Annotated in this window: 14 protein-coding genes and 1 tRNA gene; 7 read left to right on the top strand and 8 right to left on the bottom strand. The window is 54.9% G+C overall.

Annotated features, from left to right (window positions below; genetic code table 11):
* Positions 1-41: 41 nt before the first annotated feature.
* Positions 42-128 (top strand) — tRNA-Leu (locus L1I42_RS02180).
* Positions 129-317: 189 nt separating this feature from the next.
* Here the strand turns inward: L1I42_RS02180 and L1I42_RS02175 are convergent.
* The 6 genes from L1I42_RS02175 to L1I42_RS02150 all read right to left on the bottom strand — a co-directional run bounded on the left by L1I42_RS02175 (position 318) and on the right by L1I42_RS02150 (position 7,566).
* Positions 318-2,108, bottom strand: a complete 1,791-nt coding sequence (locus L1I42_RS02175; protein ID WP_236112865.1) for an aminopeptidase P family protein — start codon at positions 2,106-2,108, stop codon at positions 318-320.
* 10 nt (positions 2,109-2,118) lie between these two features.
* On the bottom strand, positions 2,119-3,105 hold the full coding sequence (locus L1I42_RS02170) for an ABC transporter ATP-binding protein (RefSeq protein ID WP_236112864.1): 987 nt from the start codon (positions 3,103-3,105) through the stop codon (positions 2,119-2,121).
* Positions 3,102-4,097, bottom strand: a complete 996-nt coding sequence (locus L1I42_RS02165) for an ABC transporter ATP-binding protein (RefSeq protein ID WP_236112863.1) — start codon at positions 4,095-4,097, stop codon at positions 3,102-3,104. Before L1I42_RS02165 ends, L1I42_RS02170 begins: the two co-directional genes overlap by 4 nt.
* 9 nt (positions 4,098-4,106) lie before the next feature.
* On the bottom strand, positions 4,107-4,958 hold the full coding sequence (locus tag L1I42_RS02160) for an ABC transporter permease (RefSeq protein WP_236112862.1): 852 nt from the start codon (positions 4,956-4,958) through the stop codon (positions 4,107-4,109).
* Positions 4,959-5,900 carry an ABC transporter permease gene (locus L1I42_RS02155; RefSeq protein ID WP_236112861.1) on the bottom strand — a complete coding sequence of 314 codons (942 nt, stop codon included), beginning with the start codon at positions 5,898-5,900 and terminating at the stop codon, positions 4,959-4,961.
* A gap of 85 nt (positions 5,901-5,985) precedes the next feature.
* The gene (locus L1I42_RS02150) at positions 5,986-7,566 is read right to left on the bottom strand and encodes an ABC transporter substrate-binding protein (RefSeq protein ID WP_236112860.1); all 1,581 of its coding nucleotides are present in this window, start codon (positions 7,564-7,566) and stop codon (positions 5,986-5,988) included.
* 188 nt (positions 7,567-7,754) lie between these two features.
* On the opposite strand from L1I42_RS02150, the gene L1I42_RS02145 reads away from it, so the two are divergent.
* The 6 genes from L1I42_RS02145 to L1I42_RS02120 all read left to right on the top strand — a co-directional run bounded on the left by L1I42_RS02145 (position 7,755) and on the right by L1I42_RS02120 (position 11,540).
* Positions 7,755-8,327 (top strand): helix-turn-helix domain-containing protein, encoded by a 573-nt coding sequence (locus L1I42_RS02145; protein ID WP_236112859.1) that lies wholly within the window; start codon positions 7,755-7,757, stop codon positions 8,325-8,327.
* A 116-nt stretch (positions 8,328-8,443) separates the two neighbouring features.
* Positions 8,444-9,046, top strand: a complete 603-nt coding sequence (locus L1I42_RS02140) for a hypothetical protein (RefSeq protein ID WP_236112858.1) — start codon at positions 8,444-8,446, stop codon at positions 9,044-9,046.
* The gene (locus tag L1I42_RS02135) at positions 9,043-9,399 is read left to right on the top strand and encodes a transcriptional regulator (RefSeq protein ID WP_236112857.1); all 357 of its coding nucleotides are present in this window, start codon (positions 9,043-9,045) and stop codon (positions 9,397-9,399) included. The genes L1I42_RS02140 and L1I42_RS02135 overlap by 4 nt, the downstream gene beginning before the upstream one ends.
* Before the next feature lie 120 nt (positions 9,400-9,519).
* Positions 9,520-9,870 carry a hypothetical protein gene (locus L1I42_RS02130; RefSeq protein WP_236112856.1) on the top strand — a complete coding sequence of 117 codons (351 nt, stop codon included), beginning with the start codon at positions 9,520-9,522 and terminating at the stop codon, positions 9,868-9,870.
* A 72-nt stretch (positions 9,871-9,942) separates the two neighbouring features.
* Positions 9,943-10,989 (top strand): serine hydrolase domain-containing protein, encoded by a 1,047-nt coding sequence (locus tag L1I42_RS02125; RefSeq protein WP_236112855.1) that lies wholly within the window; start codon positions 9,943-9,945, stop codon positions 10,987-10,989.
* Positions 10,977-11,540: a hypothetical protein gene (locus L1I42_RS02120; protein WP_236112854.1), complete on the top strand. Its 564-nt coding sequence runs from the start codon at positions 10,977-10,979 to the stop codon at positions 11,538-11,540. The genes L1I42_RS02125 and L1I42_RS02120 overlap by 13 nt, the downstream gene beginning before the upstream one ends.
* On the opposite strand, the gene L1I42_RS02115 is transcribed toward L1I42_RS02120, so the two are convergent.
* Together L1I42_RS02115 and L1I42_RS02110 are read right to left on the bottom strand one after the other, a co-directional pair.
* Positions 11,529-12,407, bottom strand: a complete 879-nt coding sequence (locus tag L1I42_RS02115; RefSeq protein WP_236112853.1) for an ROK family protein — start codon at positions 12,405-12,407, stop codon at positions 11,529-11,531. The two genes, L1I42_RS02120 and L1I42_RS02115, sit on opposite strands and share 12 nt — an antisense overlap.
* Positions 12,400-13,074, bottom strand: coding sequence for an N-acetylmannosamine-6-phosphate 2-epimerase (locus L1I42_RS02110; protein ID WP_236112852.1), 675 nt, complete (start codon positions 13,072-13,074; stop codon positions 12,400-12,402). The genes L1I42_RS02115 and L1I42_RS02110 overlap by 8 nt, the downstream gene beginning before the upstream one ends.
* Between the last annotated feature and the right edge of the window lie 2 nt (positions 13,075-13,076).

Below are 13,076 nucleotides of genomic sequence, written 5' to 3'. Positions count from 1 at the left end.
TGACAAACGCGCATCTGCCTTTTAGTTCTCATCGCTGTCGTGCCCTGGTGGCGGAATTGGTAGACGCGCTAGCTTCAGGTGCTAGTTTCCGTATGGAAGTGGAAGTTCGAGTCTTCTCCAGGGCACCAATTCCCTTATTGTTCCTTTGAATTCAAAACAGTAAACCTGTCCAAGCATCAGAACAAGTATCAGAATACGTCCAGAGCGCTCCACTGGCCCATGACATCTGAAAGCCGAGTTGGACTTGGTGTTTGGATTGGTTTGAGGACGAGGCCTTTGCGCGGCTGGGACGGCAGGTGCCGCCCCATAACACCTTCTTAAACTGGCCGTGTTGTGCGCTTGAGATAGTCAAGCGCTCTGGCACTCACACGATCGTTCAAAAGCTCAAAGCATTTTTGATGATAGGCATTTAGCCATTCGCGCTCTGTTTGCGTGAGTCGTTCTGGCAAAACGGCTTTGGTTTCGATGGGCATATAGCTCAAGGTTTCAAAGCCGTAGAAGCCGTCGCCCAAGTCAATGATTTCAAAAAGATTTTCGATACGAATGCCATATTTTCCAGCGATGTAATAGCCCGGTTCAATGCTGAGCACCATGCCGGGCACCAACTCTACATCATTGAACGCTCGGCCAATGCGCTGGGGTTGTTCGTGGACAGAAAGATTGTGACCAACCCCATGGCCAGTGCCATGGTCATAATCTTTTTTGATCGACCAGAGCGGGGCGCGGGCAATGGCATCGATATGATGGCCGAATGTTTTTGGCGGAAATTTGAGCGTCGCCAGCGCCAAAAATCCACGCAAAACGGCGGTATAATTTTCGCGAAATTCAGGCGAAGTTTTACTAAAACTATAGGTGCGGGTGCTGTCGGTGGTGCCGTCAGTAAACTGGCCGCCGGAATCGTGCAAATAGATATCTTGGGGATCGAGTGACCGATTAGAGTGTTCGGTGACTTTATAGTGGCACATGGCGCCATTTGGCCCGGCGCCGGAAATCACATCAAAGCTGAGTTGTTCGAAACCTGGCAGTTGCGCGCGCAGCTGTTCGATCTTTTGCGCCACCTCCAATTCGGTGATCGGGTTGCCCGCTTCAAAGCGCGGACCAACTTCGGCGTGCAGCCACGCGCCGAGCTCGGTCCAGGCAATGCCATCACGCCTGTGACAATCGCGCATGCCACCCAACTCGGTGGCGTTTTTGATCGCTTTGGTCAACGTTATGGCACTGCGGCCATGCTTGATTTGACCGGCCTCCCCTGCCGCGAATTGAACGGCAACGGGGGTGAACAAGGGGTCATATCCCAAAACTTTATCGCTGGCCGCATGGTCGGCAATGGCGGGCAGAAACCGTTCTGGCGCGCAGATTTCAACGCCATCTAACTCAAAATCGGTCAGGTCTTGCGGCACCTTTTGCGGATCGACAAACCATTGCACCGCCCCGTTCCGATCAAGGGTGAGGAATGAGTTGATAAAGGGGTTATAGGCGATGTCATTGCCGCGAATGTTCAAGAGCCACGCAATATTGTCCGGCTGGTTCTCCACCAGCACATCAATGTTCTGCGCCACCAAATGCGCCGCAATGCGTTTGCGCTTGATGGCAGAATGTTCACCGCTCTTTTGTGCGTCAAACGGGCGGGCCTTGTCGGCAACGGGGGGTGGCTGGTCAGTCCAGAGTTGATCGATGATATTGTCTTCTGTGGCGATCAGATGATTGTGCGATTGGCTTGCCGCGTCACTCAGGTCCTTATGCCAGCTGGCAGGGATATGCATGGGATCAAAGCCGATGCGCAGACCGCGCTGCTCTGTGGTTTTGAGCCAATCGGCCAACGGTTGGTCATGCAAATGACGATAAGAAAACAAATCTTCCGGACATTGCTCGCGCACCTGCACGGTGTAGCGCCCATCGACAAACAGGATCGCCTGATCCTGCGTGATCAGCGCCAGCCCGGCGGACCCGGAAAAGCCGGTCGCCCACAGCAAACGTTTGTCGCAATCGGCAACATACTCAGCCATATGGGCATCAAAGCGCGGCACAATCAGCGCATCCAAATCTTGACGTTTCAGCGCGACGCGAATATCGCTCAGGCGCTTCGCTTGTGGGGAGCTATTCAACATGGGAAGACTTTCATTCAATCGGATCACGATGGTGACACGCCACTTGACCTTTTGCCGGGTTGCCCTTCAATAGCGGCAACGTGGTTTTGCACACATCTGTTGCGAGGGGGCAGCGCCCATGATAGGCGCACCCGGTGGGAATGTTGAGTGGGCTGGGCAATTCGCCTTTGAGGGGAATGGCGTTGCCCTTATCGTCTGGGTCGAGCGATGGGGCCGCACTCAACAAAGCTTCGGAATAAGGATGGCGCGGCGCGGCAAACAGTTCTTTCGCCGGGCCGATTTCCACAACGGACCCGAGATAAATCACCGCCACCCGATGGGACACATGCCGCACCAGGCGCAAATCATGCGCCACAAACAAAACGGTCAGGCCCAATTCTTCCTGCAACCCGAGCAGCAAGTTCACTACTTGCGCCTGCACCGACACATCGAGAGCGGAAACCAGTTCGTCGGCGATCAGCACTTCCGGTTCGACGCTCAGCGCACGGGCGATGGCGATACGCTGGCGCTGGCCACCGGAAAATTCGTGCGGGAATTTGTCCGCCGCATCTTGCGGCAGGCGCACCAGCTCCAGCAGTTCGGCAATGCGGGCGGGGATGTCACGTTCGGCGCGCATCTTGTGCACACTCAACGCCTCGCGCAACATGTCCCCCACCCGCACCCGGGGGTTCAAAGACGAATAGGGATCTTGAAAGATCATTTGCACCCGGCGGTTATAGTCGCGCTGAGCTTTGCCTTTGGCGTTGAGGATGGTCTCGCCATAAAACTCAATCTCGCCCTGCTGCGGTTGATAAAGCCCGGCCAGCACCCGCGCCAATGTGGATTTACCGCATCCGCTTTCGCCCACAATGCCAAGGGTCTCGCCTTTTTCCAGCCGTAGCGACACGCCATTGAGCGCCTTCACCTTTTGCTGCGGCCGCCGCATCACCCAATCCGCGAGAGAGCGATTTTTGGCAAAGTGCAGCACAATATTTTCGGTTTTGAGAACTTCGGTCATGATTGCCCCCCTGCCCCAACGGGCGGTTGGGTGGGATTGAAACAGGCGACTTGGTGCTGTGTGCCTTCAAGTGGCGGCTTGGTTGCCGTGCAAGCGTCCACAGCATGGGCGCATCGCGGGGCAAAGGCGCAACCTTTTGGCAAACTCATCAGGCTAGGTGGCGTGCCCGGCAGTGAAAAGAGCGGGGTGCGCGGCTCGACATTTTCGGGCACCGATTGCAGCAAGCCCATGGTGTAACGATGCAGCGGGTTGCGCAACACATCGCGGGTGCTGCCCTTTTCCACCAGCTTGCCGCCATACATCACCGCCAACCGATCACAGGTTTGTGCCGCAACGCCCAAATCGTGGGTCACCAAAATGACTGACATGCCCAGTTCTTGCGACAAGTCCAAAATCAATTTCAGAATTTGATTTTGAATGGTTACGTCAAGCGCGGTGGTCGGTTCATCCGCCAACAGCAATTTTGGCGACGAGGCCAAGGCAATGGCGATCATCACCCGCTGGCGCATCCCGCCGGAAAATTGATGCGGATAATCATTCAAGCGTCGCGAGGCATCGGGAATGCCCACCAACTCCAGCAATTCGATGGCGCGCTGTACACGGGCTTTTTTGTCCAAATCTGTGTGGGTCACCAGATTTTCTTTGATCTGTACGCCCACGGTCAGCAATGGGTTAAGCGAAGACATGGGTTCTTGGAAAATCATCGCAATGTCTTTGCCGCGAATTTTACGCATTTGCGCTTCGGGCTTGGTGACCAGATTTTCGCCTTGCCACATCACTTCGCCGGTCACTTCGCCATAGCGTCGCGCCAGTCCCATAATGGACCGCAGGGTGATGGATTTGCCCGAGCCACTTTCGCCCACAATGCCGAGCACTTCCCCCTCAGCAAGGTCAAAGCTGACCTCATCGACCGCACGGAGCTTTTGTCCGCCTACATGAAAGGAGGTGCTGAGATTTTTGACCGATAGAAGGGGTGAATTTGATTGTGTCATATCTGTCCCCTATCCCCGTGGCCGCATTAAATCGGTGATGCCATCGCCCACCAGCGAAAAGCCCAAGCCCGTCAACACGATGGCAATGCCCGGCATCAGGCTCAGCCACCATGCGGTGGTGATGAAATTGCGCCCTTCAGCAATCAGCACACCCCATTCCGCTTGCGGCGGTTGCGCGCCCAAGCCGAGATAGCCAAGGGAAGAGCCGAGCAAAATGGCCAACGCCATATCGGTCATCCAATAAACAATCACCGGGGTGATGGCGTTGGGCAGCAAATGGCGAAAAATGATGCGGCGATCAGAATAGCCCATCACCTTGCCTGCCGCCGCATAATCATTGGCCATCTGGCCCATAATTTCGGCGCGCATCAGTCGCGCATAATAAACCCAGCCCACAAGGGTGATGGCGATATACATGTTGGTGAGGCCCGGCCCCAACACGGCAACCACGGCGATCACGAGCACCAAAAAGGGGAAGGTGATGATCGCATCAACACAGCGGCCAAAGATCATGTCAGCAACGCCGCCATAATAGCCCACCAACGCCCCGACAAAGATGCCGATGGCCAAGCAAAAAATGGTGGCGAACAGCGCCATTTGCATATTGACCGAATAGGCCCAGATCACCCGTGAAAAAGTGTCACGCCCCAAATTGTCGGTGCCGAACCAATGCAGCGCCGAAGGCGGTTGTTTGATCGCCGTGTAATCAAACACGTTCGGATCATAAGGCGCGAACAGATCTGGAAACAGGGCCAGCGAGATGGAACTGATCAAGATAAAAAGGCCGAGCAAAAAGCTGGGGCGCTTGAGCGCCACCATGCGCGATTTACGCGGCAAGCGGAAAAAGAGTTTTTTGACCATTTACGCCACCCGCAATCTGGGATCGAGCCAAGCCTGGATCAGATCGGTGAGCAAAAAGATGATGGACACCAGCACGGCGAAGGTGAGCGTGAGCCCCTGAATGAGCGGATAGTCGCGGGCAAAGATCGCATCGAGCATCAAACGACCAACGCCGGGCACCGCAAACACAGTTTCGGTGACCAAGGTGCCGCTCATCAGATTGCCGATGGACAGGCCCAACAGGGTGACGGTTGAGATCAACGCGTTGCGCAGCACATGGCGACCCAAAATGATGCGTTCGGGCAAGCCTTTGGCGCGGGCGAACTGCACATATTCTGCATCCACCACTTCGATCACCGATGAGCGCAAATTGCGCATGATGATCGCCGAGGTGTAAAGCGCCACGGTGAGCGCGGGCAAAAGCAAATGATACATATGTTCAAGGAATGTCGTGCCATATCCGCCCACTGGAAACCAGCGCATGCGTGCAGCCAGAAAGGTGAGCAACAGCAAGCCGATGTAAAAGACCGGGGTGGAAAGACCCACTTGAAAGGCGGAACGAATGGTGGTGTCGAGCCATGTGTTGCGATTGAGCGCAGCGACAAAGGCCAACGGGCCGGCAATCAGCAAAGAAAACAACACCGCATAAAGGGTGAGAAATCCGGATGCGGGCAAGCGCTCCAAAATCACTTGAGTGACTGGCGCTTTCATCAGAATGGAGTCGCCGAGATTGCCGGTGAAGACATTTTTGACGAAAATGCCAAACTGAATCCAGAGCGGTTGATCAAGTCCCAAACGCTGTCGGATTTGCTCCAACTGTTCAGTTGTGGCCTTTGCATCGGCCATGGCAATGGCCGGATCGCCCGGGAGCGCACGCACCAGCAAAAAGATGATCACCATCACGATCAAAAAGGTCGGGATGATCTGCAGCAACCGCGAAAAGAAATAGGATATGGTCGACATAGCTGTTCTCAAAGGACATGTGAGCGCCAAAGCGCCCACATGCCGAGGTTAGGGTCAGTGAGATGAAGACCCATAGGAGGAGGACTTAGCGATCGATCCAGGTCGATGCGAACTCGTTATTGCCCAATGGGGTCTGCACATAGCCCTTCACATCATCTGACAAGGCAACGGCAAATGGCGTCTCATACATGAAGAGCAAGGGTGCTTCTTCATTATAGATCTCCTGCATGCGCGCATATTGCTCTGCGCGTTTTGCCGGGTCCATTTCCACATTTGAGGCTTCATAAAGGCTGTTGAACTCTTCATTGTTCCAGCCGGTGCCCACAGCCTTGGCCGTTGGGTAATAGCCCAACCAGCCAGCCACTTGGGCCGGATCGTTCACATCATTCACCCAGCCATAGGTGTGAATGTCGAACTCGCCGGAGCGGTTTTTCGCGCCACGTGTTGGCCCGTCCACCTGCTCGACCTTCAAATCAATCCCGATCTGAGACCACATTTGCTGCAACGCGCTCAAAATGATCGCGTCGTCAGCCGAGCCGGCCAAAATGGTCAGCGTCAACTCAGTGCCGTCGGCCACACCAGCCTCTGCTATCAGCGTTTTGGCTTTATCCAAGTCATATTGATAGATCGGACCATTATCGGTGGCCAATTGGGTGGTAGATGCCATCAAACCAGACGTCACCGGCTTGCCAGCCCCCTGCAGCACCAACTGCACCAGCGCATTCTTGTCGGTGGCGTAGTTGAGTGCTTGACGCAGCTTCATGTCCGCCAAAGGATTGTCTGACCCATCGGCCCGTGTGTCCCGCGTATTCATAGGTGAATAGATAATGCGGGTGGAGGGGAACAATTCCATATTGATGTTCTCATCCGCTTCCAACTCAGCCACGCGGGCGAACGGGATAAATTCGGCCCCATCGACTTCGCCAGCCTGCAATTTCAGAATGCGGGTCGCGTCATCCGGGATCACGAGGAAGTTGATGCCGTCCATATAAGGCAATGGCTCGCCATCTTCCCCTTCGCGCCAATAATGCGGGTTGGCCCCAAACTGCATCAAGGTGCCGCGCTGGTGGGATTTCATCATAAATGGACCAGAGCCCACAAACCCGTCAATCGACAAGCTTTGTGCTTTTTCCTGATCGGTTTCACCGCTGGCTGCTTCAAAGGCATCGGCCGACACAATGGCGGTGTTGAAGGTCGCCAACATCAACACGATGGTCGGATCGGGACGGTTCAGCTTGATGGTGACTTGGTTGCCCGTTGCACTCACCTCTTCAATTGAACTGAGCAATCCGGCCCAAGGGCTCAAATCCGGGTCAGACGCGCGGGTCAACGAGAACACAACATCCTTGCCTTCAATCGGCGTGCCATCCGAAAACATGATGTCATCGCGCAAGGTCAGGGTTAGGCTCTGCCCGTCTTCGGCAACATCATAGCTTTGTGCAAGGCCAGATGTAATGGTTTTCCCATCGGCCTCGGTGCGCAACAATGTGTCATAAAGATTGGTGACCATCCAGATATCTGGATTGCGGTCGGCATAAATTGGATCGATCAGCGTAGAATCGTCGTAGCGGGCAAAGGTCAACGACCCGCCGCGTTCGATCGCCATGCTTGGTACTGCTGAAAACATTGCGGCGGCCGCGACAGTCGCCATCAATAGTTTTTTCATTCTGGTTTCCTCCCTCAGAGATGAATTGTGCACTATTGCAGATTGTATCCAATTCAAACTGCACAGCTATCTATATTTAGTCAAGCTATAATTTATTTTAGTAAGGCTTCAGGGCTTGTGTTTGCGTCGTCGGCCATGCACATTGGGTTTTCAGTTTGAATATTGTCGTTGTTCGAAAGGCCCTTCCCGTGCAAAGCTCCCGTCCTGAACCCAGCAATGAAGAAATCGGCTTTGCCATCCGAAGGCGGCGCAAAGCGCTCGGTAAAACGCTGGTGGATGTGGCGGAGGCCACTGAATTGACGGTGGGGTTCATCTCGCAGGTGGAGCGCGGAATCAGCGCGCCCTCCCTCTCCTCCTTCATGCGAATCGCCAAGGTGTTGAACACCTCAATCGAGCAATTGCTGAATGTGAGTGAGCCGTTTGAGCCGCTGACCAAGGCCGAACATCGCCAAAGCTACAGTTTGGGCGAAAATGGCCGTTGGTATGAAAAACTGGGGCCGGGCTTTTCCGGGGCGCTTTTTTACCCCTGCATCATCCACCGGCCGCCGGGACATGTGGCCGAAATGATGCAGCATAAGGGGGAAGTGTTTTGCTATCTGATCTCCGGTGAACTGGAATATCATTTGGGCGACAAGGTCTATGAGATGAAGCCTGGGGACACGATCCACCACGACACCAGCGAAAAACATTTTTCCAAAGTGGTGAGTGACGAGGAGAGCGTTGAGTTGTGGGTGAGTTCTCATCCCATGACCAGCCATTAGGCCCCAACTCGCCCATGAGTTGGCTCGCAATATTTCAGCCTGGAGACTTGTCGCTTTGTATTCCAAAGCGTACAATTGCGCGACAACCATTCTGGGCTATCAGGCGCACCTTGCACATGTGGAACCGCAATCCGATCGACGACATTCAAACCATGCTGGTCATGGGCCATCGCAATGTCAGCTTGCCCAGACACAGCTTCTATCTTTGGGGCGGTGTTAGCGGTTTGTTGTTGCTCGTCACGGACAATCTCATCACGTTAACCCGCTTTCCGGACCCTGGCCTACGCACCTTTTTGCAGCTGATTTGGCTGGGCAGTGTGCTTGGCGCCGCCTTCTGGCTGGATCGCTGTTGGTTGAACAAGCTGCGGGCAGACTGCGGTGAACCCCTTTCCTTTGCGCAAATTCAGCTGCGCAAAATCTGGCAGTTGAGCCTGATTTTAGGACTGGGCGCTGCCATTGGCGTCAATCAATTGGGCGCCGGGCATTTGATTTATGGTGTCTGGCTGATCACAGCGGGTGTTGTTTTGTTTTCGCATGGACTATTCGGCCACAAGAGTCTTGAAGCTCTGGGTAGCGTTTATGTGTGTGCGGGCCTTTCGCTTATTTGCTTTAACGTGCCGAGTGACCCGGCGCGCTTCACCGCTGCTGCTTTTTTGGGAATTGGCCTGCCAGCCATTGAATTTTGCCTTGGCCACATCACAAGGGCTGACCACGCATGACGCCAGACTTCACTCCGCCCGAGTTGGACCAGCTGTTGCACCAGCCCACCCGCACGCGCATTGTCGCTTATCTTGCTGCCCGGCAGGAGGCCAGTTTCTCGGAACTCAAGCGGGTTTTGCAGCTGTCAGACGGCAACCTGAAATCCCATTTGCAAAAGCTGGAAAACGCCGCCTATCTTCAGTCCCATCAATTGGGCGGAGACGGTCGCCCACAATCGATATATCGGTTGAGCAAAAAGGGTCATGCAGCGCTTGTCGACTATGTGAAACAGCTGCAAGTGCTCATGCCCACAGCCGATTTGGCATCTGAACAGCATCTATCGCGCCCCCTGGCCCCCAAACCCACGAACTAGTCTACGCAATAGACGCTACGCCCGCTCCTACCTCTGCAGCCCCAAACTTTGCATTGCAAAGCTAATAACTTTGCATTACAAAGCTATTTATTCAACCTGTTGATTTTGGAAAGGCTGAAGATGAGACTGGCTTTTTTCCTTTGGCTTTTGGAGTTGCTGACCCTAGTCCCTTACATTTTGTGGTATTTGCTTTTTGCTGCCGAGAGATCGCAATATCCGCTTCTAATCACCTTTATCATCGTTTGGATTACCGGATATCATGCCGTGGTGTTGCCGCTCATTGCGATGTGGCGGGTGCGGAAATTCTTTAAGTTTTTGCAAGAGGCCTCCTCCTTGGAAACGGTGCGCGACCGCATGTCGTCGCCCGAAAAGCGCGAGGCCTTTATCACCGCATTCGCGCGCGAAAACAGAATTCCAAAGTTGATTGCCAAACGTATTTATGCGCGCGTCGAACAGGCGCTGGTCAAATAGTCGGGGCGCCATCATATGAAACGGTTGATCAGTCTTTTTTTTATGGTTGCAGTAATGGCAGGGTGTTCGAGGGTGGAACATGCATTGCTCTATAGCGGAGAGCTGCAACATCTGCCCCGCCAGCATGTGCAAACTACGCTGCCCAGCGGGCGCTTGATTGCCGCCTTTTCTGATCTGGCGCACCAGCATGATTTCATCACCAGCGTCCTGATCTTGAAGAACGGACATCTCATCGGGAAATCGGAGAAAGTCCCCGGTGCCGCGAAACGGCCATCAAATGTTAAATCGGTGGCCAAGTCGATCTTGTCGGCGCTCGTGGGCATTGCGGTGACCGAAGGACACCTTGCTTCAATCGATGTCTCGCTTTCACATTTCTATCCTGACCTTCCCGCCGCCAAACGCAACATCACCATTCGCCATTTGCTGACCATGACAGCGGGTTTTGAGTTTGCTGAAAACAGCGCGGCCAGCAATCGCGTTTATCAGGGGCAAAACTGGACCCGCAACATTTTGGATTTGCCACAACCGCATCAACCGGGCGAAAAGTTCAATTACGCCACCGCATCCACCTATGTGCTGGCCGATATTCTGACGCGCGCTACCGGCGAAGATTTGGCCATATATGCGCAGCGCAAGCTTTTCACCCCGCTGGGCGGCACCCTACATGCGGTGACCCGCTCGCCCGAAGGCACTGTGTTTGGCGGCACCGACTTTTATCTCACTCCCGAACTGCTGGCCAAGTTCGGACAGCTCTATTTGGATGAGGGTCGCTGGGATCAACATCAGCTCATTCCCCGCAGTTGGATCCGTCAAAGCTGGCAAATGAATCAGGGGCCGTGGCCAGCAAACAGCTCCACCGCCAAAAAGGGCTATGGCTTTTTATGGTGGCTTAAAGACTTAAGCGGACAACCCGCCTATATCGCCGAAGGCTTTGGCGGCCATCTTTTGGTGATCCTGCCAAATGAGGATGCGGTAATTGTCGTGGGGACCGAGCCGCTGGAATGGGCCGCGGGCTGGTGGGACACACACCCACGCCGTGCCGCACGTCTCTATGAACTGATCCAACAAAACATCATGCCGGCCCTTGCCCGTGAAGGAGGAATATCATGGCGGTATTAGCGCGTTTGTTCATCTATAGAATTCGAGGTTGGCGGCGTTGGCTGATCATTATCGCGCCAATCGTTTGGTTCCAGCTGGCCCTGCTCAGTACCGGACTTTACCCCGATTATATAGATGCCCAAGGCGGCGTGGCGCTTGAGGAAAACCCCTTTTTCACGCCGGATACAGCGCAGCTTCATTTTGACGAAATCGCCCAGAGCGGCCAGCGCCCTCTGGCCTATCTGTTTTACGTCGTGGATATGGTTGCTGCTGCGCTTCTGGCCATGGCGTTTGCCGCTTTGATCGGATTCGGCCTGAACGCCGCCGGCCCGGGTCTGCCCCCGCACGCAACTCTTTTGCTGCTGCCGCCGGTGTTTTTGCTGCTGGCAGATTTTGCGGAAAATTTGATCTTCACGCTTTGCGTTGCCACGGCGCCTGCCCCTGCAACATTGTTGCTGGCTGCAGCAGGTGTGGTCACGGGGCTCAAATTTCTGGGTTTCGCCCTGAGTGCATTGGTGGGCATATGCAGCCTGATATTTGGGCTTTGGCGGACGATCAAGTCACCCCGTTAAGACGCCGTAAAGTGGACTATCGCCCCCAAGGGCGGCAGGCGCAATCTCGGGCCTGAAGAGCTCAGGTTCGTCTACCAAATACTGTTTGATCAGGGGAATAAACCCCTGTGCCAGGCCAATAGATCCCCCAACAGCGACCCGCCCAAGACCGAAAATTGACGTGAGGTCAGCAATTTGAATGGCAATGGCCTGCGCCGCACGGCTGACAATGATGGAGGCCCATGCCTGCCCTTGCTGATGGGCTAAAAAGACATCCCGCGCTTCACAATCAGCGTGGCCCGCCCTTTGGGCTTGCAGGGCTATTGCACGGCCACCGGCAACGCTTTCCACCGTACCAAAACGGCCAGATCCACAAAGCTGCTCTCCGATTGGCGAGCGCATAAACCCGATATGTCCGGCTAAGCCGTTCGGGCTGGTAAGGGGTTGGCCCTTCAGCACAATACCGCCGCCCACACCCGTGGAAATGGTGATGTAGCCAAAGATGTCAACGCCGCGCCCGACCCCGAAATGGGCCTCGCCGCAGGCGGCAGCGGCGGCATCGTTGAGGATCGTGAGGTACGTGCCAAATCGATCAATAAGCGCTGTGCGGACGTCAATATTATTGATCTTTGGCAGCGTACCGCCATTAACGGCAGACCAATAGCCTTGTTGGTCCAAGCGACCGGTGAGTGCAACACCAAGGCGATCGCCTTTTTGAAACCCAAGTCCCGCCAACAATTCTTCCATATTGTCCGTCAACTGCTCAAAATCCGCGTTCGCCTGCGTCGGCATTTGCGCTTTTTGCGCCAGCTTGCCGTTCGCAAAGCGCGCCGCGGCGAGCTTTGTGCCGCCCAGATCGAGGGCAAATCCGTTCAACATTTCAACCATTCGGAGCCTCTGCGCAAAACCAGCTTGTCATGATTTCCAATCGGGTGAGCGCTGTGCCCACGGTTACTGCATCCGCACCATGCGCAAAGCCCTCGCGCACCCGTTCGGGGTTGGCGTAGCGCCCCTCGGCCATGATGAACAAATTCAGCTTTTTAAGCCGCTTCAAAAGTTTGTAATCCGGCTGGTCCTGATCTGAAACGGGATTCGCGCCGACATAACCAGATAAGGTAGAGCCGAGAATTAGAGCGCCCTCTTTTGCCGCCCGCTGCCCATCTTCGAACGTACTGCAATCCGCCATCGCCATTTTGCCTTGTGCCAAGATTTCGGCAACCAACGTTTGGGTAGCCACCGGCCTGGGGCGATCGGTTGCATCATAGGCGATGATATCGGCCCCTGCGCTGGCCAAGTCTCTAACATCGTCCACAAAAGGCGTGATGCGCACATCGCTATCGGACAGGTCGCGCTTCACGATGCCAATGATCGGCACGGTGAGATGTGGGCGGGTGGCGCGTACATTTTCCGCGCCTTCGATCCGCACCGCTTTGGCGCCGCCGGCCACAACCGCTTGTGCCATCGCGGCCACAATGTGCGGCTGGTCCATGGGGCCATGATCAACGGGCTGGCAGGATACGACCACGCCAGCACGCATTTGGTCTAAAATTGACATAT

The sequence above is a fragment of the Maritalea mediterranea genome, assembly GCF_021568695.1.
Lineage (GTDB): Bacteria > Pseudomonadota > Alphaproteobacteria > Rhizobiales > Devosiaceae > Maritalea > Maritalea mediterranea.
The sequence above is the reverse complement of the archived record's forward strand: the minus strand, read 5'-3'. Positions and strand labels throughout refer to the sequence as shown.

What these genes read in the sequence shown, in the direction of transcription:
- L1I42_RS02175 (WP_236112865.1), bottom strand. Translation starts at nt 2,108, where the DNA reads ATGTTGAATAGCTCCCCACAAGCGAAGCGCCTGAGCGATATTCGCGTC.
- L1I42_RS02170 (WP_236112864.1), bottom strand. Translation starts at nt 3,105, where the DNA reads ATGACCGAAGTTCTCAAAACCGAAAATATTGTGCTGCACTTTGCCAAA.
- L1I42_RS02165 (WP_236112863.1), bottom strand. Translation starts at nt 4,097, where the DNA reads ATGACACAATCAAATTCACCCCTTCTATCGGTCAAAAATCTCAGCACC.
- L1I42_RS02160 (WP_236112862.1), bottom strand. Translation starts at nt 4,958, where the DNA reads ATGGTCAAAAAACTCTTTTTCCGCTTGCCGCGTAAATCGCGCATGGTG.
- L1I42_RS02155 (WP_236112861.1), bottom strand. Translation starts at nt 5,900, where the DNA reads ATGTCGACCATATCCTATTTCTTTTCGCGGTTGCTGCAGATCATCCCG.
- L1I42_RS02150 (WP_236112860.1), bottom strand. Translation starts at nt 7,566, where the DNA reads ATGAAAAAACTATTGATGGCGACTGTCGCGGCCGCCGCAATGTTTTCA.
- L1I42_RS02140 (WP_236112858.1), top strand. Translation starts at nt 8,444, where the DNA reads ATGTGGAACCGCAATCCGATCGACGACATTCAAACCATGCTGGTCATG.
- L1I42_RS02135 (WP_236112857.1), top strand. Translation starts at nt 9,043, where the DNA reads ATGACGCCAGACTTCACTCCGCCCGAGTTGGACCAGCTGTTGCACCAG.
- L1I42_RS02130 (WP_236112856.1), top strand. Translation starts at nt 9,520, where the DNA reads ATGAGACTGGCTTTTTTCCTTTGGCTTTTGGAGTTGCTGACCCTAGTC.
- L1I42_RS02120 (WP_236112854.1), top strand. Translation starts at nt 10,977, where the DNA reads ATGGCGGTATTAGCGCGTTTGTTCATCTATAGAATTCGAGGTTGGCGG.
- L1I42_RS02115 (WP_236112853.1), bottom strand. Translation starts at nt 12,407, where the DNA reads ATGGTTGAAATGTTGAACGGATTTGCCCTCGATCTGGGCGGCACAAAG.
- L1I42_RS02110 (WP_236112852.1), bottom strand. Translation starts at nt 13,074, where the DNA reads ATGTCAATTTTAGACCAAATGCGTGCTGGCGTGGTCGTATCCTGCCAG.